The organism is Amycolatopsis sp. NBC_00348 (assembly GCF_036114655.1).
Lineage (GTDB): Bacteria > Actinomycetota > Actinomycetes > Mycobacteriales > Pseudonocardiaceae > Amycolatopsis.
Genome location: NZ_CP107994.1, coordinates 9,472,379 through 9,495,359, shown reverse-complemented (window position 1 = coordinate 9,495,359; position 22,981 = coordinate 9,472,379). Strand labels below are relative to the sequence as shown.

The 22,981-nt window shown below is 71.3% G+C and carries 26 protein-coding genes; 11 read left to right on the top strand and 15 right to left on the bottom strand.

All coding sequences use genetic code 11. From position 1 onward, the window contains the following. Positions 1-212: 212 nt before the first annotated feature. Together OHS58_RS42870 and OHS58_RS42865 are read right to left on the bottom strand one after the other, a co-directional pair. Positions 213-728, bottom strand: coding sequence for a general stress protein (locus OHS58_RS42870; protein ID WP_247063953.1), 516 nt, complete (start codon positions 726-728; stop codon positions 213-215). A 178-nt stretch (positions 729-906) separates the two neighbouring features. Beyond that, complete coding sequence (locus tag OHS58_RS42865; RefSeq protein WP_247061045.1) at positions 907-2,103, bottom strand: acyl-CoA dehydrogenase family protein; 1,197 nt, start codon at positions 2,101-2,103, stop codon at positions 907-909. Between the two features lie 140 nt (positions 2,104-2,243). Here OHS58_RS42865 and OHS58_RS42860 point away from each other — a divergent pair, with 140 nt between their 5' ends. Both OHS58_RS42860 and OHS58_RS42855 read left to right on the top strand, forming a co-directional pair. Next, positions 2,244-2,669, top strand: a complete 426-nt coding sequence (locus tag OHS58_RS42860; RefSeq protein ID WP_326955851.1) for a DUF4190 domain-containing protein — start codon at positions 2,244-2,246, stop codon at positions 2,667-2,669. Between the two features lie 41 nt (positions 2,670-2,710). After that, entirely contained in the window at positions 2,711-3,400 is a 690-nt protein-coding gene (locus tag OHS58_RS42855; protein ID WP_328646090.1) for a DUF4190 domain-containing protein, read from the top strand. Here the strand turns inward: OHS58_RS42855 and OHS58_RS42850 are convergent. After that, positions 3,397-4,308 carry a slipin family protein gene (locus OHS58_RS42850; protein WP_328646089.1) on the bottom strand — a complete coding sequence of 304 codons (912 nt, stop codon included), beginning with the start codon at positions 4,306-4,308 and terminating at the stop codon, positions 3,397-3,399. The two genes, OHS58_RS42855 and OHS58_RS42850, sit on opposite strands and share 4 nt — an antisense overlap. A gap of 95 nt (positions 4,309-4,403) precedes the next feature. Between OHS58_RS42850 and OHS58_RS42845 the strand changes: the two genes are divergently transcribed. From OHS58_RS42845 to OHS58_RS42830, 4 genes are read left to right on the top strand one after another with little or no spacing between them, the layout of a single operon-like run. Then, positions 4,404-5,312, top strand: coding sequence for an aminoglycoside phosphotransferase family protein (locus OHS58_RS42845; RefSeq protein ID WP_328646088.1), 909 nt, complete (start codon positions 4,404-4,406; stop codon positions 5,310-5,312). A 10-nt stretch (positions 5,313-5,322) separates the two neighbouring features. Beyond that, entirely contained in the window at positions 5,323-6,621 is a 1,299-nt protein-coding gene (locus OHS58_RS42840) for a magnesium transporter MgtE N-terminal domain-containing protein (protein WP_326946311.1), read from the top strand. Next, positions 6,614-7,123: a DUF1003 domain-containing protein gene (locus tag OHS58_RS42835; RefSeq protein WP_326946310.1), complete on the top strand. Its 510-nt coding sequence runs from the start codon at positions 6,614-6,616 to the stop codon at positions 7,121-7,123. Before OHS58_RS42840 ends, OHS58_RS42835 begins: the two co-directional genes overlap by 8 nt. A gap of 10 nt (positions 7,124-7,133) precedes the next feature. Continuing rightward, positions 7,134-8,279 carry an Mrp/NBP35 family ATP-binding protein gene (locus OHS58_RS42830; protein ID WP_326946309.1) on the top strand — a complete coding sequence of 382 codons (1,146 nt, stop codon included), beginning with the start codon at positions 7,134-7,136 and terminating at the stop codon, positions 8,277-8,279. 72 nt (positions 8,280-8,351) lie between these two features. On the opposite strand, the gene tatB is transcribed toward OHS58_RS42830, so the two are convergent. From tatB to sigE, 4 genes are all read right to left on the bottom strand, one after another. Further along, positions 8,352-8,762, bottom strand: coding sequence for a Sec-independent protein translocase protein TatB (gene tatB / locus OHS58_RS42825; RefSeq protein ID WP_247061036.1), 411 nt, complete (start codon positions 8,760-8,762; stop codon positions 8,352-8,354). Positions 8,763-8,838: 76 nt separating this feature from the next. Next, positions 8,839-10,356, bottom strand: a complete 1,518-nt coding sequence (locus OHS58_RS42820; protein WP_328646087.1) for a S1C family serine protease — start codon at positions 10,354-10,356, stop codon at positions 8,839-8,841. 605 nt (positions 10,357-10,961) lie between these two features. Beyond that, positions 10,962-11,630: an anti-sigma factor gene (locus OHS58_RS42815; RefSeq protein ID WP_247061034.1), complete on the bottom strand. Its 669-nt coding sequence runs from the start codon at positions 11,628-11,630 to the stop codon at positions 10,962-10,964. Then, positions 11,627-12,241: an RNA polymerase sigma factor SigE gene (sigE, locus tag OHS58_RS42810; RefSeq protein WP_442788247.1), complete on the bottom strand. Its 615-nt coding sequence runs from the start codon at positions 12,239-12,241 to the stop codon at positions 11,627-11,629. Before sigE ends, OHS58_RS42815 begins: the two co-directional genes overlap by 4 nt. A gap of 190 nt (positions 12,242-12,431) precedes the next feature. On the opposite strand from sigE, the gene OHS58_RS42805 reads away from it, so the two are divergent. Further along, the gene (locus OHS58_RS42805; protein WP_247061033.1) at positions 12,432-13,076 is read left to right on the top strand and encodes an O-methyltransferase; all 645 of its coding nucleotides are present in this window, start codon (positions 12,432-12,434) and stop codon (positions 13,074-13,076) included. 156 nt (positions 13,077-13,232) lie between these two features. Here OHS58_RS42805 and OHS58_RS42800 read toward each other — a convergent pair whose 3' ends face one another. Further along, positions 13,233-14,414 (bottom strand): MFS transporter, encoded by a 1,182-nt coding sequence (locus OHS58_RS42800; RefSeq protein WP_328646086.1) that lies wholly within the window; start codon positions 14,412-14,414, stop codon positions 13,233-13,235. A 62-nt stretch (positions 14,415-14,476) separates the two neighbouring features. Here OHS58_RS42800 and OHS58_RS42795 point away from each other — a divergent pair, with 62 nt between their 5' ends. Beyond that, positions 14,477-15,382, top strand: coding sequence for a LysR family transcriptional regulator (locus tag OHS58_RS42795; protein ID WP_328646085.1), 906 nt, complete (start codon positions 14,477-14,479; stop codon positions 15,380-15,382). A 214-nt stretch (positions 15,383-15,596) separates the two neighbouring features. On the opposite strand, the gene OHS58_RS42790 is transcribed toward OHS58_RS42795, so the two are convergent. Together OHS58_RS42790 and OHS58_RS42785 are read right to left on the bottom strand one after the other, a co-directional pair. Beyond that, positions 15,597-17,069: a leucyl aminopeptidase family protein gene (locus OHS58_RS42790; RefSeq protein WP_326946304.1), complete on the bottom strand. Its 1,473-nt coding sequence runs from the start codon at positions 17,067-17,069 to the stop codon at positions 15,597-15,599. Between the two features lie 90 nt (positions 17,070-17,159). Continuing rightward, complete coding sequence (locus OHS58_RS42785) at positions 17,160-17,327, bottom strand: DUF3117 domain-containing protein (RefSeq protein ID WP_005155393.1); 168 nt, start codon at positions 17,325-17,327, stop codon at positions 17,160-17,162. A gap of 198 nt (positions 17,328-17,525) precedes the next feature. On the opposite strand from OHS58_RS42785, the gene OHS58_RS42780 reads away from it, so the two are divergent. Next, positions 17,526-18,320 (top strand): enoyl-CoA hydratase-related protein, encoded by a 795-nt coding sequence (locus tag OHS58_RS42780; RefSeq protein WP_328646084.1) that lies wholly within the window; start codon positions 17,526-17,528, stop codon positions 18,318-18,320. An 87-nt stretch (positions 18,321-18,407) separates the two neighbouring features. Here OHS58_RS42780 and OHS58_RS42775 read toward each other — a convergent pair whose 3' ends face one another. From OHS58_RS42775 to OHS58_RS42755, 5 genes are read right to left on the bottom strand one after another with little or no spacing between them, the layout of a single operon-like run. Continuing rightward, complete coding sequence (locus OHS58_RS42775) at positions 18,408-18,971, bottom strand: DNA-3-methyladenine glycosylase I (protein ID WP_328646083.1); 564 nt, start codon at positions 18,969-18,971, stop codon at positions 18,408-18,410. Next, the gene (locus OHS58_RS42770; protein ID WP_328646082.1) at positions 18,964-19,422 is read right to left on the bottom strand and encodes an SRPBCC family protein; all 459 of its coding nucleotides are present in this window, start codon (positions 19,420-19,422) and stop codon (positions 18,964-18,966) included. The genes OHS58_RS42775 and OHS58_RS42770 overlap by 8 nt, the downstream gene beginning before the upstream one ends. Beyond that, complete coding sequence (locus OHS58_RS42765; protein ID WP_328646081.1) at positions 19,419-19,778, bottom strand: DivIVA domain-containing protein; 360 nt, start codon at positions 19,776-19,778, stop codon at positions 19,419-19,421. The genes OHS58_RS42770 and OHS58_RS42765 overlap by 4 nt, the downstream gene beginning before the upstream one ends. After that, complete coding sequence (locus OHS58_RS42760; RefSeq protein WP_326946300.1) at positions 19,775-20,443, bottom strand: permease prefix domain 1-containing protein; 669 nt, start codon at positions 20,441-20,443, stop codon at positions 19,775-19,777. The genes OHS58_RS42765 and OHS58_RS42760 overlap by 4 nt, the downstream gene beginning before the upstream one ends. Then, positions 20,440-20,757 (bottom strand): helix-turn-helix transcriptional regulator, encoded by a 318-nt coding sequence (locus OHS58_RS42755; RefSeq protein ID WP_326946299.1) that lies wholly within the window; start codon positions 20,755-20,757, stop codon positions 20,440-20,442. Before OHS58_RS42755 ends, OHS58_RS42760 begins: the two co-directional genes overlap by 4 nt. A gap of 60 nt (positions 20,758-20,817) precedes the next feature. Between OHS58_RS42755 and OHS58_RS42750 the strand changes: the two genes are divergently transcribed. Both OHS58_RS42750 and OHS58_RS42745 read left to right on the top strand, forming a co-directional pair. Further along, positions 20,818-21,981: a cytochrome ubiquinol oxidase subunit I gene (locus OHS58_RS42750; RefSeq protein WP_328646080.1), complete on the top strand. Its 1,164-nt coding sequence runs from the start codon at positions 20,818-20,820 to the stop codon at positions 21,979-21,981. Positions 21,982-21,984: 3 nt separating this feature from the next. After that, entirely contained in the window at positions 21,985-22,974 is a 990-nt protein-coding gene (locus OHS58_RS42745) for a cytochrome d ubiquinol oxidase subunit II (RefSeq protein ID WP_328646079.1), read from the top strand. Positions 22,975-22,981 lie beyond the last annotated feature (7 nt).

Below are 22,981 nucleotides of genomic sequence, written 5' to 3'. Positions count from 1 at the left end.
CCGCGGTGCCCGGTGGGCACCGCGACGCGATGAGGCGAAACCGCGCCAGCACCCCGACGTGCTAGTGCTCGGGCCGCCACGCTGGTGGGCGGGGCCGCCCGACTGGTGTCGGACAACTTATGCCGGGCGATCACACCCCGCAAGCAGTATCGGTAACGATTCAGGCCAGTGCATGCCGAACTGTGATTATCGCCTGATATTGGCGGTAAACCTCACGACGGCGGTTTGAGCGCGAGCTTCGCCAGCAGTTCCCGCGCCCGCTCGGCCGACCGCGGCTGGCAGAGGACGTCGTACCGGCCCGCGACGAGCTGGCTCGCCGACGAGAAGTCCCGGCGCCCGCGCGACATGCTGTACCCGATCGCGGCGAACGCCAGCCCGGACAGCACGCCCAGCACCAGGCCGGTGAGCAGCTGCAGCGCGAACCCCTGGTTGACGAACAGCCCGAGCAGCAGGCCGGCGAAGAGGCCGAACCAGGCGCCGGACACCGCGCCGGTGGCGAGGACCCGCCCCCACGAAAGCTTCCCGATGACCCGCTCGACCAGCATCAGGTCGACGCCGACGATGGTGACGTCGCCGACCGCGAACTCGTTCTCCGCGAGGAAGTCGACCGCCTGCTGGGCCTCGCCGTAGGTCGCGTACGACCCGATCGGCCAGCCGGTCGGCGGCGTCGGCAGCCGCGGCAGGTTGCCGGGCGCCCGGCCCCCGCCAAAGGGACTACTCACCATCATCACCTGCGCAGTCGTGGGTCCTGGGCGTCCATCTTGTCAAGAACACCCGGACCGTGCGAGCCGCTTACCCCGAAAGGCCGGACGCCGCCGATATGTCGACAAGTCGCTTCGCACTTTCGCTAGGAAAGATACGTACGAAGGCCCCTCGGACGCATCTTTCCCAGCGAAAGTGGCGGTCTCAGGAACGGGACTTGTATTCGCGCAGCAGGCCGCGGCTGATGATGGTCTTCTGGATCTCGCTCGTGCCCTCGCCGATCAGCAGGAACGGGGCCTCGCGCATGAGCCGCTCGATCTCGTACTCCTTCGAGTAGCCGTAGCCGCCGTGGATGCGGAACGAGTCCTGCGTGACCTCCGCGCAGTACTCCGACGCGATCAGCTTGGCCATGCCCGCCTCGACGTCGTTGCGCTCGCCAGAGTCCTTCAGGCGAGCCGCGTTCACCATCATCAGGTGGGCCGCCTCGACCTTGGTCGCCATCTCGGCCAGCTTGAACGCCACGGCCTGGTGCTCGGCGATCGCCTTGCCGAACGTCTTGCGCTGCTGGGCGTACTCCACCGCCAATTCGAACGCGCGGATCGCGATGCCGCACGCCCGCGCCGCGACGTTCACGCGGCCGACCTCGACACCGTCCATCATGTACGCGAAGCCCTTGCCCGGCGCCTCGCCGAGCACCATGTCCGCGCCGATCTTGTAGCCGTCGAACACCGCTTCGGTGGTGTCGACGCCCTTGTAGCCCATCTTGTCGATCTTGCCGGGGATGGTCAGCCCCGGTGCCACCTCGCCGAAGCCCTCGGGCTTCTCGACGAGGAACGCCGTCAGGTTCTGGTGGGGCTTCTCGGCGCCCTCGTCGGTCTTGACGAGCAGCGCGATCAGGTTGGACGAGCCGCCGTTCGTCAGCCACATCTTGGCGCCGTCGACGACGTAGCCGTCGTCGGTCTTCTTCGCGCGCGTCTTGATGGCGGCGACGTCGGAGCCGAGGTCCGGCTCGGACATCGAGAACGAGCCGCGGACCTCGCCGGTCGCCATCCGCGGCAGGAAGTGCCGCTTCTGCGCCTCGGTGCCGTGGCGGGTGATCATGTGCGCCACGATGAAGTGCGTGTTGATCACGCCGGACACGCTCATCCAGCCCCGCGCGATCTCCTCGACGACGAGCGCGTAGGTCAGCAGCGACTCGCCGAGCCCGCCGTACTCCTCCGGGATGGTGATCCCGAACAGGCCCATCTCCTTCATGCCCTCGACGATGTCGGCCGGGTAGGTGTCGGAGTGCTCGAGCTCCTGCGCGTGCGGGATGACCTCCTTGTCCACGAACTGGCGGACGGTCGCGAGGATCTCCGACTGCACGTCGGACAGGCCGGCGGTCTGGGCGAGACGGGCCATCACGGCTCCCTTTCCGGTTACGACGCCGCTCCCGGCGCTGGGTTACCGGTGAGTATGACCCGAAACGGGCGACCCTGCTATGAGGGCGCTCACGCCCGGCCCCCTCAGCACCGTAAAGTGCGACCGGAAGGGGAGGAACCATGACTTATCCGCAGGATCCGAACGACCCGTACGGCCAGCAGCAGCCGCCGTCGGGTGGTTTCCAGCAGCCCCCGTCGGGCGGCTACCAGCAGCCGGGTTACGGCCAGCAGTACCCGTCGGGCGGCTACCCGCAGCCCGGTTACGGCCAGCAGTACCCCGGCATGGGGATGCAGCCGAAGGAAGGCCCCGGGCTCGCCGTCGGCGCGCTGATCTGCTCGATCGCCGGCATCTTCCTGTGCTTCCTGATCAGCGTCGCGGGCATCATCATGGGCCACATCGCCTACAACAAGGCCAAGGCCGGTCAGGCGGAAGGCCAGGGCCTGGCGATGGCGGCGTTCATCGTCGGCTACGCCGCGATCGCGCTCAACATCCTGGGGTTCATCCTCATCTTCGGGGTCGGCGCCGCGAACGGCCTCTTCCGCTGACCGGCTAAGTTGAGGTCCTGCACGCACCGAGGGGGCCCGCGATGACCGACCCGTCCGGCGACAAGGACCACCCGTCCACGTCGTACGACCCGCCGTCGACCACCGAGTCGTCGTCGTACGACCCGGGGTCCTACGAACCGCCCGCGACCGCGGACCCGACGTTCGACAGCACGGTCCCGGACAGCACCATCGCCGACAGCACGGTTTCGGACAGCACCGCCGCGGACCACACCGTCGCGAGCGGCACGGCCGCCGACACGACGGTCACCGGTGCCACGCCGCCGCCGCCGTACCCGGCCGCCGGGAGCCTGCCGCCGGGGGCGTTCGAGACGCCCGCGGCGCACATCCCCGGCACGCCGTACGCGGCCCCGGGCTACCAGACGTACGCGCAGCCGTACCCGCCGGCGTACGGCGCGCCCTACGCGCCGCCGGCGCCCTACGCGCCGCCGGCGCCGTACGCCCAGCCGTACCCGGGCGCCCCGCGCACCCAGGACAACGCGCTCGCCATCGGCGCGCTGGTCTGCTCGATCCTCGGCTTCTGCTCCGGCATCACCGCGCTGCCCGGGCTGATCATGGGCCACATCGCGCTGAGCCGCACCAACCGCGGCGAAGGCGGCGGCCGCGGGGTCGCCACGGCCGCCGTGATCATCGGCTACGTCGTCGTCGCGCTGTGGGTCGGCTTCTTCACGACGTTCATCATCCTGGGCGTGAACGGCCAGTTCGACAGCTAGTCGGACGTCGGCAGCGCCGCGTCGCCGGGGGTGCGCGGAGCGGGGGCCGCGTGCCCGTTCGCCTCCGGTTTCGCTTCCATCGCATCGGGTTCCGGCGCGGCCTCGGGAATCGCCGGCGCGACGGGCGCCGGCGGGGCCGCGGGTGTCGCGGCCTGCTTCGGGGTGTGCGCGTCGAGGAAGCGCAGCAGCTCCACCGGGAACGGCAGGATCAGCGTCGAGTTCTTCTCCGACGACACCTGGACCACCGTCTCCAGCAGCCGCAGCTGCATCGCCGACGGCGTGTCGGCCATCGTCGCCGCGGCCTGCGCGAGCTTGTGCGACGCCTGCAGCTCACCGTCGGCCGAGATGACGCGCGCCCGGCGTTCCCGCTCCGCCTCGGCCTGCCGGGACATCGAGCGCTTCATCGCCTCCGGCAGCGCGACGTCCTTGATCTCGACCTTGTCGATGTGGATGCCCCAGTCGAGCGCCGGGCTGTCGATCATCAGCTCCAGGCCCTCGTTGAGGTGCTCGCGGTTCGACAGCAGGTCGTCGAGCTCGCTCTTGCCGATGATCGAGCGCAGCGACGTCTGCGCGACCTGGCCGACGGCGGCGCGGTAGTCCTGCACGTTGACCGCGGCGACGACCGGGTCGATCACCTTGAAGTAGACGACGGCGTCGACCCGGACGGTGACGTTGTCGCGGGTGATGCCGTCCTGCGCCGGGACCGGCATCGTGATGATCTGCATGTTGACCTTCTGCATCCGGTCCACGAACGGGACCAGCAGTTTCAGGCCGGGCTCCTGCACCCGGGACCGCACCCGGCCGAACCGGAAGACGAGCCCGCGTTCGTACTGCTTGACCACGCGCACGCCGGCCGCGAGCCAAGCTCCGCCCAGTACGACGACGGCGCTGACGATCTCCACCACCATGGCTGCTCCCGGGGTTGCGATTTCCCCTGAAAACCCAGCGTACGCCCGTGGCCACCAGGGCGAAACGCGCTGGACGCGGCGGCCAGACTGAGGTCGTGAACGACCTTCGCGTGCCTCCGGTCTTCGCCGCCCGCGCACCCCGCGTGCTCGGCCCCGAAGCTGTCCCCTGGCTGGCCGCTCTGCCGGCCCTCGCCGCCGCGTACGCCCGCGAGTGGGGCCTGACGTTCGAGGGCGAGGCGATGCACGGCTACGTCGGCGTCGTCCAGCCCGCGCGCCGGGCCGACGGCACGCCGGTGGTGCTGAAACTGGGCTGGCGCAACGACGAGTCCACCGACGAGCCGGTCGCACTGTCCACATGGGCCGGCCGGGGTGCGGTGCTGCTGCTGGACTCCGCGCCGGACGACGGCGTCCTGCTGCTGGAGCGGCTCGACGCCGGGCGCACCCTCGATCACCTCCCGCTGCGCGAAGCCGTCCCGATCCTGGGCGGGCTGGCGCGGCGGCTGGCCGTGCCCGCGCCGCCGGAGCTGACCCGGAGCGTCCGCGCCGAGGCCGCGGGGCTGGTCGAGGAACTCCCCCGGCACTGGGCCGAGCTGGGCGAGCCGTTCGACCGGCGGCTCGTCGACGACGCCGTCGCGATCTGCCGCGAGCTGGGGCCGTCCTCGGGCGACCTGCTGGTGAACGAGGACCTGCACTTCCAGAACGTGCTCGCCGGGCAGCGCGAGCCGTGGCTGGTCATCGACCCCAAGCCGCTGTCCGGCGACCTCGAGTACGGCGTGATCCCGTTGTTCTGGAACCGGTTCACCGAGTCCACACTGGACGAACGGATGGACCTGATCGTCGCCTCCCAGGAGCTGGACGCCGGGAAGGCACGCGCCTGGACGCTGGTGCGGGCCGTGCAGAACTGGCTCTGGAGGGTCGAAGAGTCCGCCGAACACGGCGTGGACAGCGACGACCCGGCGTTCGTCACAGTGCCGGAAATCGCCGCCTGGGCGACCAGCCGATAGGGTCGGCGGCATGGCAGCGGTCAACAGGGTTTTCGCAGCTCAGCTGTCGGGTTTGCCGGTGTTCGGCCCGGACGGCGAATCCATCGGCCGGGTCCGCGACCTCGTCGCCGGATTGCGCCTCGACACGCAGCCGCCGCGGATCCTCGGCGTGGTCGTCGAGCTGACCACCCGGCGGCGGGTCTTCGTGCCGATGCTGCGGGTCACCGCGATCGAGCCGACCGCCGTCACGCTCGCCACCGGCTCGGTCAACATGCGCCAGTTCAACCAGCGGCCCAACGAGGTCCTGGTCCTCGGCCAGCTGCTGGACGCGCACGCGTCGCTGGCCGGCTCGGACACCCGCGTCACCGTCGTCGACGCCGGGATGGAGCCGACCCGCACCCGCGACTGGGTGCTGGCCAAGCTCGCCATCCGGGAGCGGCGGGTCGGGCTGGGCCGCCGCCGCTCGGCGATGCAGGTGCTGCCGTGGGCGGAGGTGGCCGGGCTGAGCCTGACCGACATCACCGGCCAGCAGCAGGGCGCCGGGCAGCTGCTCATGCTGTTCGACACCATGCGCTCGGTCGACGTCGCCGCGACGATCCGCGACCTGCCGCTCAAGCGCCGGCACGAGGTCGCCGACGCGATGGACGACGAGCGCCTCGCCGACGTCCTCGAAGAGCTGCCCGACGACGACCAGAAAGAGCTGCTGTCCTACCTCGCCGAGGAGCGCGCGGCCGACATCCTCGAGGCGATGAGCCCGGACGACGCCGCCGACCTGCTGGCCGAGCTGGCCCCGGCCGAGCAGAGCCGGCTGCTGGAGCTGATGGAGCCCGAGGAGTCGGCACCGGTCAGGCGGCTGCTGGCCTACTCGTCCGACACCGCGGGCGGCCTGATGACCCCCGAGCCGGTGGTCCTCACGCCGGACACGACGATCGCCGAGGCGCTGGCGCACATCCGCAACGCCGAGCTGCCGCCGGCGCTGGCCAGCATGGTGTTCGTCTGCCGGCCGCCGACCGCGACGCCGACCGGGCGCTTCGTCGGCGTCGTCCACTTCCAGCGGCTGCTGCGCGAACCGCCGGCGGAGCTGGTGGCCAGCGCCGTCGACACCGGGCTGGCCGCGCTGCGGCCCAACGCGACGCTGCCCGAGGTCACCCGCTACTTCGCGGCCTACAACCTGACCTGCGGACCGGTCGTCGACACCGAGGACCACCTCATCGGCGCGGTGACCGTCGACGACGTCCTCGACCACCTGCTGCCCGAGGACTGGCGCGAGACCGGCCTGCACGACACGACCGGCGAGACCGGCGAACAACTGGAGGCCGAACGTGCCTGAGCTGACGTCCGGACGGCGGCTGGACCAGCCCCGCAGCCAGAACCGGTTCAAGCTGAACATCGACCCGGACACCTTCGGCAGGCTCACCGAGCGCGTCGCCCGGTTCCTCGGCACCGGCAAGTACCTGTTCTGGCAGACGCTGCTGGTGATCATCTGGATCGCGATGAACCTCACCGCCGTGTCGCTGCAGTGGGACCCGTACCCGTTCATCCTGCTCAACCTGGCCTTTTCGACCCAGGCGGCGTACGCGGCGCCGCTGATCCTGCTCGCGCAGAACCGGCAGGACGACCGCGACCGCGTCTCCCTGGAGGAGGACCGGAACCGGGCCCTGCAGACGAAGGCCGACACCGAGTACCTGGCCCGGGAGCTGGCGGCGCTGCGGCTCGCGGTCGGCGAGGTGGCGACCCGGGACTACCTGCGCGGCGAGCTGGACCGGCTGCGGGAGGACCTCGACGTCCAGCCCAGGAAGGCCAAACCGAACCGCACTCCTACCGGCTCGTAACATGGACGGGGTGACCAGCACTCAGCAGCTCCCCAGCGTCGATGACGTCCGCAGCGCGCTGAAGAGCGTGCAAGATCCCGAGATCCACAAACCCATCACGGACCTGGGGATGGTGAAGGACGTCGTCGTCGGCGAAGACGGCGTCGTCACCGTCGGGATCTACCTGACGGTGGCCGGCTGCCCGCTGAAAGCGACCCTGACCAAGGACACGCAGGACGCCGTCTCGAAGCTCCCCGGCGTCTCCGACGTCCGGGTCGAGCTGGACGTCATGAACGACGAGCAGCGCACCGAGCTGCGGAAGTCGCTGCGCGGCGAGGCCACCGAGCCGGTGATCCCGTTCGCCCAGCCGGGCTCGATGACGCGGGTGTACTGCATCGCCTCGGGCAAGGGCGGCGTCGGCAAGTCGTCGGTCACCGTGAACCTGGCCGCGGCGATGGCCCAGCGCGGGCTCTCGGTCGGCGTCGTCGACGCGGACATCTACGGCCACTCGATCCCCCGCATGCTGGGCACCCGCGAGAAGCCGACCAAGGTCGACACGATGATCATGCCGCCGCAGGCGCACGGCGTGAAGGTGATCTCGATCGGCATGTTCACCCCGGGCAACACCCCGGTGGTGTGGCGCGGCCCGATGCTGCACCGCGCGCTGCAGCAGTTCCTGGCCGACGTCTTCTGGGGCGACCTCGACATCCTGCTGCTGGACCTGCCGCCGGGCACCGGCGACATCGCGATCTCGGTGGCCCAGCTGATCCCGAACGCGGAGATCCTGGTCGTCACCACCCCGCAGCAGGCGGCGGCCGAGGTGGCCGAGCGCGCGGGCGCGATCGCGCTGCAGACGCGTCAGCGCGTCGCGGGCGTCATCGAGAACATGTCGTGGCTGGAGCAGGCCGACGGATCCCGTCTGGAGATCTTCGGCTCGGGCGGCGGCCAGACGGTGGCGGACTCGCTGACGAAGTCGATCGGCTCGGAGGTCCCGCTGCTGGGCCAGGTGCCGCTGGACCCGCGCCTGGTCGAGCAGGGCGACTCGGGCACGCCGCTGGTGCTGTCCGCGCCCGACGCCCCGGCGTCCGTGGTGCTGAAGGAAGCGGCGAAGAAGCTGACGGTCCGGGCACGCGGGCTGGCCGGGATGATGCTGAACGTGACGCCGGCGGGGCGCTGACCCTTAAGTCCGTGAATGCCACATCGAGGGACTTCAGGTCCCTCGATGTGGCATTCACGGACTTCCGGTGAGCTACGTGGCGTCCGGGTCGATCGGCGGACGCTCGCCGGGCTTCAGCGGCTCCGGCTGGGGCTTCGTCTGAGCGGCGGTGTAGCCGTTCGTGCCGTTGGTCCCGTTGCCGCCGTTCGTAATGCCCTTGAGGCCGAGCGGGTCGCTGTCACCGTCGAACAGGTGCTGCGTCACCACCCGCTTGGGGTCGAAGTTGCGCAGCCCGCGCAGGTCTTCCAGCGGCTTGCGCAGCTGGTCGAACTCCGGGCCCATCTCCTCGCGGAGCTGCTCTTTCGCCCCGGTCGCGAAGTCGCGGACCTTCTTCACGCTCTTCGCCATCCAGGACGCCGCCTCGGGCAGCCGTTCCGGGCCGAGGATGAAAAGACCGGCGATGATGAGGACGAGGATTTCCCCCCATCCGACACTGTCGAACACCGTCAACCTCCGCTCGGAACCTACTGGCTCAGGGTACTCGCCACCGGCCCCGCTCAAGCAGGCCGAACGCGGTAACTCAGTCCGAAGCCAGGGTTACGTCCACGACGAAGCTGGCACCGTCACGCGCCAGCGACACCGGGACCACCTCGCCGACGTCGTGCGCGCGCACCGCGACCGTCAGTTCCGCGGAGTCGCGGACCAGGCGGGTGCCGATCTTGGTGATCACGTCGCCCTCCTTGATGCCCGCGTTCGCAGCCGGGCCGCCGGGGGCGACGTTCTTGACCTGCGCGCCCATCGTGGACGAGCCGGCGACCGTCGAGGACGCGTTGATGCCGATGTCGGCGTGCTGGACCTTGCCGTCCTTGATCAGCGCCTTCGCGATCTTGATCGCGTAGTCGCTCGGGATGGCGAAGCCGATGCCGATGCTGCCGCCGTCCGCACTGGACGAGCGGATCGACGAGTTGATGCCGACCAGCGCGCCGGTGGCGTCGACCAGGGCGCCGCCGGAGTTGCCGTGGTTGATCGCGGCGTCGGTCTGGATGGCCTCGTAGGTGACCGGCGCGGCGCCGTTGTCGCCGCCGGCGGTGATCGGCCGGTTCAGTGCGCTGACGATGCCCGCCGTCACCGAGTTCTGCAGCGCCAGCGGCGAGCCGATGGCCATCACGGTGTCGCCGACCTGCAGGTCCGAGGACTTGCCGATCTGCAGCACGGTCGGGTTGGTGACGTTGACCTTCACCACCGCGAGGTCGGTCTTCGGGTCGGTGCCGACGAGCTTGGCGTCGGTGCGGGTGCCGTCGATGAAGATCGCGGTGATCTTGACGCTCGGGTCCGCGGCGGCGGAGCTGATCACGTGGTCGTTGGTGAGGATGTAGCCCTGGGGGTCGATCATCACGCCGGAGCCCTGTTCGCCGGACTCGGCGCCGGGCTTGAACACCTCGAGCGAGACGACGGCCGGGGACACGCGCTTGGCGATCTCGGCGACCGACCCGGCCGGGCGCTCCTTGGCGGCCTCGGCTTCGGAGATCGTCGCGGAGCCGGTGAGCTCGGTGCCGGTGTCGGCGGCCCACCAGCCGACGAGCCCGCCGACGGCCCCGACGAGCAGCGCGACGACCCCGAGCAGGATCAGCGCCTTCGGCTGCACCCGGCGGCCGAACAGCACCTCGGGCAGGCTGAGCAACGCCCCGGGCGGACGTCGAGCGGGCTTTTCCTCGTCTTCGGCGGGCATCGCGGGCCCCGCGAGCACGGCCCCGGCGCCCGGATCACGCCACGGGTCACCCGTCCCGGTCCACAGCGGCGGCTCGGCCTGCGACGCGTCCCCGACGGCCTCCCGCGGCCGCTCCAGGAGAACACCTTCGGCCCCGGGAGGCCGGCTGAACGCCTCGGCCAGCGACTCGGGAGCGGGCGGCGTCAGCTTGACGCCGTTGGTCTGCTGGGGGGTGTAGAGCTTGTCGAACGCCCCGTCGACCCCTTGCGGGCGGCCGAACACCGCGGCCTGCCCCGGATCGACGGCCGGCCGCGCCAGCGGGCGCGGCCCCAGCCGGTCGGCATCACGCGCGCCGGGCTGCTCGGGATTCACGTTCGGCTCGGTCATCATTCCCCGGTGCTGAAGATCAGGTGGCTGGGCGTGACGATACCCAAGCCCGGTGCGCCGAGTCTGCCGGTACGGCGGTGAAATGGCTGTTTCTTGGCCGAGTCGTCGGGTGAAGCGGCCGGTTGACCAGGTGGAGCATGCCGGGTTCCTGCGCGAGACAGGTCGGTTTCCCAGGCGGAGCAAGCCGAGTCGCCCATGCGAGGCGGGTCGGTTCCCAGGCGGAGCTCCCGCGCCAAGCGGGACGGTTCCCCCAGGCCGAGCAAGCCGAGTTCAGCAGTCAGAACCGTGCGATCTTCCAGGCAAGAGGCCGGTTGCCCACAGGCCGAACGGCAATGTGGACAAATCGCCGTCGCTCCTCGCGAATGGTCATTTCCGTCGGGGGTCGCCGATAGACTGGACTCGGGGCAGCCCCCCAGGGATGGGCGGGGGGCGCTTTCGATCAGCGGGCCTGGCCCCGAGCAGTTCTGCGGCCGCCGGGACCTGGTCTGAACCGGGCCGCGCACTGGGCCACGCCAGGAGTCTGCGTACCGGGCCGCGTATGAGCCAAGCGCACGGAAGGCCACCTCGAGATCGAGGTGGCCTTCAGAACGAAACGTGCGAGAAGAGGGTCAGCGAACGCCGACCGGCACCGCGATCGGCGAGCTCACCGGGGTGGACGTCACCGAGGGAGCCGGCTCCAGGCGCGGGGCTTGGGGCACCGCCATCTGGGCCGGGAGCAGGTTCGCGTTCTGCGGGACCTGGCCGCCCGTGTCCGGGGTGCCGTCACCGCTGTCCGCCGTCGTTCCCACCAGGGCCAGCGCGCTCAGCACCAACCCCGACACGACCACACCCGCGCCCTGCGCCGCGCGGCGCTTGAAACGGCCGCCGCCCAGGACGTTCGGGGACTGGCCGAGCGGGGCCGACGAGCCGAGCGGCGCCACGCCGCCCAGGACGCCCGAGTCGCGCAGGCCGGCGACCCGGTCGGGGCGCTGGACCGCGACGAGCTGGCCGTCGGCGGTGATCGCCAGGTTGTCGGGGCTGCTGGGCAGGTCCGTGTGCTCCGGGATGGACCGGAGGCTCGCCAGGAACCCGGCCGACATCGACGGCGCACCCGCGCCGCGGATCGCGGCGCAGGCCTGTCGCTGGGCCTGGACGTCGCCGGCGCAGGAAGCGCAGCGCGTGATGTGCGACGCCGCGCGATCACGCGCGCCGTGCGAAAGCTCGCCGTCCACGAACGCGACCACGGCGTCCGGCAGCAGGTGCGACTCGGGGAGTCCCCAGCCTCGCGGTGCGGTCATACCGACACCTTCGCAGACTCCGGGGCGTAACTGCGCCGGCGCTCCAGCGAAGCGCGCAGCGCCTGCCGGCCACGGTGGATCCGGCTGCGGACGGTGCCCAGCTTGACGTTCAGGGTGGCGCCGATCTCCTCGTACGAGAGGCCTTCGACGTCACACAGCACCACAGCGGCCCGGAACTCCGGCGGCAGCTCGTCGAGCGCGGCCTGCAGGTCCGGGTCCAGGTGGGTGTCGGTGTAGACCTGCTCGGGGCTCGGGTCGTCGCCCACGATGCGGTCGGTGTCCTCCGGCAGGCCTTCCATGCGCACCCGCGAACGGCGGCGGGCCATGTCCAGGAACAGGTTGGTGGTGATCCGGTGCAGCCAGCCCTCGAACGTGCCGGGCTTGTAGGACGCCAGCGACCGGAAGACCCGGATGAAGGTCTCCTGGGTGAGGTCCTCGGCGTCGTGGGTGTTGCCGGTCAGGCGGTAGGCGAGCCGGTAGACCCGGTCACCGTGCTCGCGGACGACCTCGTCCCACGACGGTGGCGTCCAGGCCGCCTCGTCGAGGGACACGGGCTGAGCCGCGTCGACGGCCGTATCGGCGTTCTGCATCGCGGGAGCAGGCACCTCCATCTGTGTTTCTCCTGTCTGCTCCACCCAACGCGGGCCACGGGCACGGTGTTCCCGTGCGTCTGGATTCGAGTCTGTCGGCGTTCCTTATGGTTCTAGTGAGACTGGACTGAGAACAGGCTGAGAAGTTCTTCCGGGGTGCTTACCAGGGAGCCTGCGCGGATTTATCGACAACCAACGCTAACCTCCGTGCGTGAACACGCCCACCCCTGCGGCCGCACCGGCCGACTCCGGGTTCGTCGACGGGTACCTGCCCGACGACGAGGTGCTGTCTTCGGCGCGCGCACGAGCCGAGGACCTGGGCTGCAGCCCGCTGAGCGCGGGGGCGGGCGCGACCCTGCGGTTCCTGGCCGCCACGCTGCGGGCGAAGGCCGTCGTCGAGGTCGGCACGGGTGCCGGCGTGAGCGGGCTGAGCCTGCTGCGCGGGATGGCCCCGGAGGGCATCCTGACGTCGATCGACCTGGAGCCGGAGTACCAGCGGGCCGCGCGAGCGACGTTCCGCGAGGCCGGCTACGCACCGGGCCGGACCCGGCTGATCGTCGGGCGCGCACTGGACGTCCTGCAGCGGCTGACACCGGGCGGCTACGACCTGGTGTTCGTCGACTCGGCGCACATCGAGTACCCGGGGTGCTACGAGCTGGGCGTATCGCTGCTGCGCCGCGGCGGGATCATCGCGTTCCACAACGTCCTGGCGGGCGGCCGGGTGATCGACCCGTCCCGCCGCGACCCGGAGACACTGGCCCTGCGCGAGGTGGCACGGGCGTTCCGCGAGGACGAACGCCTGGTCCCGGCCCTGTTGCCGGTGGGCGGCGGTCTGCTGGTGGCCGCGGCGATCTGAGCACCTGTCCACAAGTCGGCCCGCCTGTGGACAAGGCGCCGCTCGCGCCGATTTTGTCGGTGGCCGCCGGTAAACTGGAACGGGGACGCCCCCCAGGGTTGGGCGGGGGTTTGTTTCCGGGCGCGGGGTGTTGTCGAGGCGTCTGGGCAGCTGAGCTCAGCTCGGGACCAGCTCGCGGTGCCCGGTGCGGATCCGGGTTCCGGCGGCCACCGCGGCTGCCGCCAGCAGGAGCCAGATCGTCACCATCGCGATCAGCCAGCCCCAGCCCGCGTGGCCGTAGACGTTCGCGCCCGCCGCGCCGCCGATGCTGCTGCCCAGGTAGTACGTCGCCGTGTACATGCCGCCCACCTGGCCTCGCGCGTCCTCGGGGGCGTCGGCCGCCGCCCAGCCGTTGGCGACCGCGTGCGCGGCGAAGAACGCGCAGGTCAGCACCAGGAAACCGGCGATGACCAGCGGTAGCGAGTCCGGCAGGGTCAGCGCCGCGCCGGCGGCCATCAGCAGCAGCGAGCCGATCACCGCGCGACGACGGCCGACGCGCGCCACCAGCCGTCCGGCCGCCGCCGAGGACACCGAGCCGGTCGCGTAGGCGAGGAACACCAGCGACGCGATCGCCGGCGACAGGTTCAGCGGGTCGCCGGTGAGCCGGAACCCGGCCGCGTTGTAGAGCGCGACGAACGAGCCCATCGCGAGCAGCGCCACGGCGTACTGGGCCAGCAGCACCGGGCGGCGCACCGCCGTCAGCAGGCCCGCCGCGACCGCCTTGAGCTGCACCTTCCCGCGAGCCGTGCCGGGCGGCAGCGTCACGACGGTGATCGCGGCGCACACCGCGCCGATGCCCGCGACGACGTAGAGCGCGCCGCGCCAGCCGAGCGGCCCGGCGGAGAAACCGGCGGACAGCCGGCCGAGCATGCCGCCGACCGTGTTGCCCGCGATCATCGCGCCGACGGCGGCGGCGACACCCGCGCGGCCGAGCCGTTCGGCCAGGTAAGCGGCTGCGACCCCGGGGAACCCGGCGATCGCGATGCCCTGCAGCGCCCGCAGCACGAGCAGCGCCGGGTACGTCGGCATCAGCGGCAGGAGCAGCCCGAACACGACCGACGCGACCACCGACGTCACGATCACCGGCCGCCGCCCGACCACCTCGGACAGCGCGGCGATCGGCAGGACCGCGATGGCCAGGGCGCCGGTCGCGACGCTCACCGCGAGCGCCGCGCCGCCGGGATCGAGGTGGTACTGCGCGGCGAGCTGCGGCAGCACCGGTTGCGGCGCGTAGAGCAGGGCGAAGGAGGAGATCCCGGCCGCGGCGACGGCGGTCTTGACTCGGCGGGTGGTGGTCACCAACCGAAAGTAAGCAGGGCTAACCAATACGTCCAATACGCGCCTGGTCCATAATCCATGTGATGACGTATGACTCGCTGTCCGCGCAGGTCGCGCCGCACCTGCGGCTCCTCGTCGCGCTGCGGGCCACGGGGAACGTCACACGCGCGGCCGAACTGCTGGGCGTCCCGCAGCCGACGGTGAGCCGCCGGATCGCGGCGCTGGCCGACGCGCTGGGCGCGCCCCTGACCGTCCCGGACGGCCGCGGCATCCGGCTCACCCGAGCGGCGGAACTGCTGGCCGAGGCGGCCGAACGCGCGTTGGCGGCGGTCGACACCGGCGTCCGGCTGGCGCGCGAGGAGGTGGCGCCGGAGTCCGGGCACGTGGTGCTCGGGTTCCTGCACCTGCTGGGGCGGACGCTGGTGCCGTCGCTGTTGCGCGGCTACCGGGCGCGGTACCCGGGAGTGCGGTTCACGCTGGTCCAGGGCTCGCGACAGGACATGCTCGACCGGCTCGCGGGCGGCGAGCTGGACCTCGCGCTGCTCGCGCCGTTGCCGTCGGAGGCGCCTTCGCTGGTCTCGGCGGGGCTGGCCGAGGAGGAGATCCTGCTGTCGGTCCCGACGGGCCACCGCCTCGCGGACCGGCGGCAGGTGCGGGTGGCCGAGCTGGCCGAGGAGGAGTTCGTGCTGCTGGAGCCGGGTTACGGCGTCCGCACGCTGACGGACGAACTCTGCGCGGCGGCGGGCTTCACGCCACGCATCGCGTTCGAGGGCCAGGAGTCCGACACGGTCCGCGGCCTGGTCGCGGCCGGTCTCGGCGTGGCGCTGCTGCCGAGGTTCGGCCCGGGCACACCGGCCGGAGTGGCGGAGGTGCCACTGAACCCACCGGCGTCACGGACGATCGGCCTGGTGTGGCGCGCGGGCGAGCCGACAACACCGGCGGTGACGGCCTTCCGCGACCACGTACTGACAACGGCGGGGCGCAAATAATCTGCCGCCGCCGGGAAACTCCCCCACCCTTCCCTGGGGGGCGTCCCCGGGTCCAGTCTATCGGCGGCCCCCGACGAAGCCCGGCGAAAACGGTCGTGAGCAGCGAGTTGTCCACAATGCAGCCGGGCTGTGGACAACTCTGGACGGCACGACGACAGCGACAGTCCGGCAACAGCGCAGACAGCCCAGGCCGCCGCCAAGCGGCCGCCGGACCTCAGCCCAGTGAAGCGGCCAGTTCCACCAGGGTCCGGGCCGCGAAGCCCGTTGCTCCCGGGACCACCTCGTTGTAGTTCTTCTCCGACCTCGCCGGGCCCGCGATGTCCAGGTGGGCCCACGGCAGGCCCTCGGTGAACTCGCGCAGGAACAGCGCCGCCGTGATGCTGCCCGGGCCGCCCGGGGTCTGGCGGACGTCGCCGAACTCGCCTCGGACGTTCTCCGCGTAGTCCTCCACCAGCGGCATGCGCCACCACGCCTCGCCGACCCGCGCACCCGCCGCGACGACCGATGACGCGAGCGCGTCGTCCGTGGCGAACAGGCCGCCGGTGCGCAGGCCGAGTGACACCTTCATCGCGCCGGTGAGCGTCGCCGCGTCGACGACGACGTCCGGGGCGAACCGCTTGATGCCGTACGCCAGCGCGTCGGCCAGGACCATCCGGCCCTCGGCGTCGGTGTTGCCGACCTCGGTCGTCTTGCCGCCGTAGTGGCGGACGATGTCGCCCGGCCGGTACGCCGACCCCGACACGTGGTTCTCGGCCGCCGGCACCAGCGCGGTGACCCGCACCGGGAGCCCGAGCGCGGCGATCGCGCGGGTCGCGGCGATCACGGCCGCACCGCCCGCCATGTCCGTGCGCATCAGGTGCATGCCGTCGGCCGGCTTGATCGACAGGCCGCCGGTGTCGAACGTGATGCCCTTGCCCACCAGCAGCAAGTGCTTGACCGCACCGGAAGCACCGGACGGCTTGTAGGACAGCTCGATCAGCCGCGGCGGCCGCGCGGAACCGCCGCCGACGGCCAGCACGCCGCCGAAGCCCTGCTCCGCGAGCCACTGCTCGTCGCGGATCGTCGCCTCGACGCGGGGGCCGGCCACCTTCGCCGCGGTGTCCGCGAGCCACGCCGGGGACTTGACGTTCGAGGGGGTGTTCGCGAGGTCGCGGGTCAGCGCCGTCGCGGCGGCCAGCGCCGTCGCGCGCTCGACGAGCTCGGTGTGGCTCGCCACCGCGCGGTCGTGCGTCACCAGCCGCACCGTCCGCACCGCCGGCTTCGGGTCCTCTGTGGACACCTTGAAGCGGTAGCCGCCGAGCAGCAGCCCCAGTGCCAGTTCCGTGACGTGCTCGCCGGACGCCTCCTCGGGCAGCACGAGCTGCACCGCGCGGAACGCCTTCCCGCCGTGCTCGACGTCGTCGGCCAGCCCCGCGTTCACCGCGCGGACCAGCGCCGCGCCGGTCTTGCGGTACTGCTTCGGCTCGCCGTCGCCGAGCCCCGCGACCCAGCGGGGGCCGTCGCCGGGGACCGTCTGCACGTCGCCCGCTTTGCCGGTGATCCGGACGCCGCCGACCTCGACCGGCTCGGCCTCGACGTCGTCGGCCGGCGCGGTCACCAGCCGGACGGTCGGGGTGCCGCGGCGAAGGTCGCCCGCGACCTCGATGTCGAGGAGACTAGTCGGAACGGGGGGTAGCGGATTACGCACAGTGAGCAACCTTCGGGCGCAGAGGAACCGCGACCCCGGCCTCCGAAGGGAGACCGGGGTGCGACGGAAGGACGGTTCTGGGGGGCCGGTTCAGCCGGTGACCTCCTGCAAAGCGGCGCCGAGGTCTTTCGCTTCCTCCGCGGAGAGTTCGACGACGAGTCGCCCGCCACCCTCGAGCGGTACGCGCATCACGAGGCCCCGCCCCTCCTTAGTCACTTCGAGGGGACCATCTCCGGTCCGGGGCTTCATGGCCGCCATAGCGTGCTCCCTCCGTCTCAACCGGCGCGCCCGGGTCGCGCTCGCGTGAAAGCCAGCCGGGTCTTACCGTCCATTGTCCCCTATCAGCGCCTCGGCGCATCAGCGGACCGATCTTTTGCTGCCGTATCGGTGCTGGTATGCGGCCCGCGAGGGGTGTGAGAGTCTCGGACGACCGATGTTTCAGCGCAAGGAGAAGACGTGACCACATCCGACGTCCTGCTGATCGCCGACGCCGACGGGGTGCGCACCCTCACCCTCAACCGGCCGCAGGCGTACAACTCGCTGACCGTCGAGCTGAAGGAAGCACTGCTCGCGGCCCTGCGCGGGGCGGCGGACGACGAGAGCGTCCGGGCCGTCGTGCTGACCGGTTCGGGCAAGGCGTTCTGCGCCGGCCAGGATTTGAAGGAGCACGTCGGGTTGCTGCAAGCGGGTGACCCCGCCCCGCTACACACGGTGAAGGAGCACTACAACCCGATCGTCAAGGCGATCGTGGCCATGGCGAAGCCCGTCATCGCGGCGGTCAACGGCACCGCCGCCGGGGCCGGCGCGGCCTTCGCCTACGCCAGCGACCTGCGGATCGCCGCCGAGTCGTCGTCGTTCCTGATGGCCTTCGCGAACGTCGGGCTGGGCCCGGACTCGGGCGCGTCGTGGACGTTGCAGCGGCTGGTCGGCTACGGCCGCGCCGCCGAGCTGATGCTGCTGGCCCGCACCGTCGACGCCGCCGAGGCGCAGCGGCTGGGCCTGGTCGGCGAGGTCGTGCCGGACGACGAGCTGGCGGCGCGCGCCCAGCAGGTCGCGGCGAAGCTCGCGGCCGGACCGACCGTGGCGTACGCGAAGATCAAGAGCGTGCTCAACCTCGCCGCGCAGTCGACGTTCGACGAGGCGCTCGACGCCGAGGACGCCGCCCAGACCGCGCTGGGCGCGACCGCCGACCACGCCGAGGCCGTCGAGGCCTTCGTCGGCAAGCGCAAGCCGGCCTTCCAGGGCAAGTAGGCAGTCTGCCGCAGCTCGTCGTGAGTGTTTAGGGCGGTTCTAACCGCCCTAAACACTCACGAGGGCCACGGCAGACCCGGGAACCCGTCAGCCTGCTCGGAAGCAGGTTTCGATGTGGTCGTCGACCATGCCGGTGGCCTGCATCAGCGCGTAGCACGTCGTCGGGCCGAGGAACGCGAAGCCGCGCTTCTTCAGCTCCTTCGCCATCGCCTTCGACTCGTCCGTGATGGCCGGGACGTCCGCCATCGTCCGCGGCCGCCGGTGCGAAGAGGGCGCGAACGACCACAGCAGGTCGTCCAGCGGGACGTCCAGGTCGGCGATCGCCCGGGCGTTGTTGATCGCCGCCAGGATCTTCGCGCGGTTCCGCACGATCCCCGCGTCCTGCATCAGCCGCTCGATGTCGGCGTCGCCGAACTTCGCCACCTTCACCGGCTTGAACTGCTTGAACGCCTTCCGGAAGTTCTCGCGCTTGCGCAGGATCGTGATCCACGACAGCCCGGACTGGAACGCCTCGAGGCACAGACGCTCGTACAGCTCGTCCTGGCCGTGGAGCGGCGTGCCCCACTCCTTGTCGTGGTAGTCGATGTAGTCCGGGGTCGAGTTGCCCCAGCTGCACCGCGGGACGCCGTCGGTGCCGATCAGTTCAGTCATCCCCGCCCACCGAATAGTCCTCCGCGAACCGCGCGAACCGCCGCAGCGACTGGCGCACCCCCAGCGCGAACGCCGGCCGCACGACCGGCCAGCCGAGCCGGCCCAGCGGCCCGAACGGCAGCCGCAGGTGCTCGGCCCAGACGAACGTCGAGCGCTGCGCGCCCTTCGGCACCACCTGGAACACGCCGGTGCCCTGCACGATGCTGCCGAAGTGCCGCACCGAGCACCGCACCGGCGGCTCCCAGGTGGTGATCTCCATCTTGTCGGTGAAGCCGATCCCGGCGACGCCGGTGAACGCGGCCAGCCGCGAGCCGACGCTGCGGCCGTTGCCCTCGGTCACCTCGACGTCGGTGCCCAGCATCCACTCGCCCTGGCGCGTCCAGTCCGTGAGCGCGAGCCAGGTCGTCCCGGCCGGCGCGCGGACGTCGACGGACAGTACGAGGTCCGTCACTGGGCGCTCTCCGGCGCGGTCTCCCGCTCGGCCTCGCGCTCCGGTTGAAGCTCCGGTTGAAGCTCGGGTTGACGCTGTTCCAGCTCGGCGACCCGGGTGCGCAGCTCGTCGATCTCGACGCCGAGGCGGCGCAGCACCCAGTCCACTTCGGACATCTTGTAGCCGCGCAGCACCAGCTGGAAGCGCACGTCCTCCAGGTCTTCGCCGGTGATGTCCTCGGCGGGCAGCCGCGTGGGCGAGCTGCCCGGCGGCAGCGGGGCCAGCTCCTCACCCCGGCCGAACACGACGGCGGCCAGGAGGAACACCACGGCGGCCACCAGCAGCATGACTACGAGGTAGATCAGCGCGGTCGTCACGCGACGATCGTGGCATACCCGCCCCAGGAACGTCTCGCGAGCACGACGAGCCGCAGGGAAAGAAGCACCCAGGCGACCATCAACACGGCACACGGGACGCTCAGGAACAACCTCGACGCGTCGACTACGCCGGTCGAGCCGATCAGCAGGCCGACCGAGGCGAGGTTGACGCCGACCGCCACCGCGAGCAGGACGCCGCAGAACCGGGCCAGCCGGACGGCGTCGAGGCGGCGGCTGAGCCAGCGGGTGCCGAGCAGCGCGAGCAGGCCGATGACCGGCACGACGAACACCGCGCCGTGGGTGAGGTGCGCGACGACGCGGTACCACTGCGGCGTCGACGTCGGCAGGTTCGTCCAGGCGCCGTAGGTGAGGATCCGGGCGTAGTCCCAGGACGCCTGCATCAGCGGCACGCCGATGACGAGCTTCCACAGCGTGCGGACGCCGCTGAGCATGCCCAGCTCGGCCTGGTAGTCGCGGGCAACGACGGCGGCCGGGCCGAAGTCGGCGACGGCGCGGCGCTCGGCGTCCTCGTCGCCGCGGCCGCCGGCGCGGTAGGCGTCGGCGGCGTCGTGCAGGCCGTCGCGCGCCTCGTCCAGCAGGTCGGCCTTGAACTTGCCGCAGCCGTGCAGCCGCCGGTCGAGATCGGCCAGGTACTCGTCGATCATGCGCCCAGCACTCCCCCGATGACGGCCGTGAACTGCCGCCATTCCGTGCGTTCGGCGGCCAGGGCCTGCTGGCCGGAGCGGGTGAGCCGGTAGGTGCGGCGTTTGCGGCCGGAGACGACGTCCCACTCGCTGGCCAGCCAGCCGGCCCGCTCGAGCCGGCGCAGCGCCGGGTAGACCGTGCCCGTCGGCAGGTCGAGCGCGCCGTCGCTGCGCAGCTGCAGGGCCTCGATGATCGCGTAGCCGTGCAGCTTCCGGCCGTCGAGGACCGCCAGCAGCAACGCGTCGAGGTGCCCGCGCAAGGAATCCGCCTTCATGGGTACGCAGTCTACACGTCGACTGGCTACATGTAGGCAGACTATGTGTAGCCTGGCTACATGAACGCACTCCCGGTCGCGAGACTCCAGTTCGCGACGACGACCTCGTTCCACTTCCTGTTCGTGCTGCTCACCTTGGGTTTGGTCACGCTGGTGGCCGTGATGCAGACGCGCTCGGCACTGGGCGGCAAGCCCGAGCTGGCGCGGATGACGCGCTTCTGGGGCCGGCTCTACGTGATCAACTACGCGCTGGGGATCGTCACCGGGATCGTGATGGAGTTCCAGTTCGGGCTGACCTGGACCGGGCTTTCCGCCTTCGCCGGCGACGTCTTCGGCGCCCCGCTGGCCATCGAGACGCTCGTCGCGTTCTTCCTCGAGTCCACGTTCCTCGGGTTGTGGATCTTCGGCTTCGGGCGCATGGGCAAGTGGCTGCACCTGACGCTGATCTGGCTGGTCACGCTCACGGCGTACGCGTCGGCGCTGTTCATCATGCTGGCCAACTCGTTCCTGCAGGACCCGGTCGGCAGCCACGTCGAGCACGGCACGCTGCGCCTCGACGACTTCGGCGCGCTGTTCACCAACCCGGCGCTGGCCGCGTCGCTGCCGCACGTGGTCGCCGCCGCGATCCTGACCGGCGGGTTCTTCGTGGCCGGCGTCAGCGCATACCACTTACTCAAGCGCACCACCGAGATCGAGTTCTTCCGCCGCTCGATGCGGATCGGCGTCGTCGCGGCGCTGATCGGCGCGATCCTGGTCGTCAACCAGGGTTTCGCGCAGTTCGGCGAGCTCGCGATGTACCAGCCGGACAAGCTCAAGGACGGCGGCGTCGGGCTGCCACTGGGCCTGATGATCATGCTCGGGTTCGTCATGCTGCTGTGCGCGCTGCTCGGCACGGTGCTGCTCTTCCGCGACTGGATCACCAAGGCCCGGTTCCTGCACCGCCTGATGGTCGCGGCGATCCCGCTGCCGTTCGCCGCCGCGATCCTCGGCTGGCTGGTGCGCGAGATCGGCCGTCAGCCGTGGCTGGTCTGGGGGAAGCTGCGCACCGCCGACGCGCTCGCGGACGTCCCGGCCGGCCAGATCTTGTTCTCCTTCATCGCTTTCTCACTGCTGTTCGCCGCGCTCGCCGTGGCCGACTGGGTGCTGCTGGCGCGCGTGGCCAAGCGCGGCCCGGAGCCGGTCGAGCACGACGTCGCCGAACTGCCCGTCCTGAGCGGAGTCTGACCGATGGTGACCTTCTGGTGGGGCGTTCTGGGCCTGCTGACCTGCGGCTACTTCGCGCTCGCGGGGTACGACTACGGCGTCGGGATGCTGCTGCCCGCGTTCGACGCCGGCGAGCGAAGACGGCGGCAGACGCTCGGTGCGCTCGGGCCGTTCTTCCTGGCCAACGAGGTGTGGCTGGTGGCCGCGGTGGGCGTGCTGTTCGGCGCGTTCCCGCATCTGGAGGGCAAGGTGTTCGCCGGGGCGTACGTCCTGGTCGTGACGCTGCTGCTCGGCCTGGTGACGTTCACGGCGTCGATGCAGCTGCGCAGCCGCCGCCCCGGCGCGCCGCGCGGCGCGTGGACCGCGGGCATCGTCGGCGGCGCGCTGGTGACGGCGGTGTCGTGGGGCCTGTTCCTCGGCAACCTGGTGGCCGGGCTGCCGCTGACCGCCGACGGCTCGCCGTCCGGTGACGTCTTCGCGCTCTTCAACCCCTACGCCGTGTTGTGGGGGCTGGGGTTCGTCGCGTTGTTCTGCTTGCAGGGCGCGGTGTTCCTGGCCGTGCGCGCGCCGGCCGAGCTGACCGGCCGCGCGGTGCGGCTGGCCAAGGCCCTCCTGCCGCCCGCGGCCGGCTTCCTCGTCGTCGCGACCGGGTGGGGTTCGGTTGTCCTGCACGGGGTGACGGCGGCGGGCATCGGCGTGGTCGTGCTGGCGTTCCTCGCGCTGGGTTCGGTGTGGCTGGGTCTCGCGCTCAAGCGCCACCGGGTGGCGCTGCTCGGGGCGATGACGCTCGCGGCGTGTCCCGCGCTGCTCGCCGGCACGCTGCGGTTCCCCGCGATTCTGGTGGCGGACTCGGGTTACGCGCTCACGACGGATCAGGCGGCGACGTCGTCCGACACGTTCGCCGTGCTGACGTGGTTCGCGCCGCCCGCGGTGCTGGTGCTGCTCGTCGTGCAGTGGCTGACCTGGCGCGCGCACCGCGCCCCCGTCGACCAGCGTTCGCTGCTGCACTTCTAGGAGGACG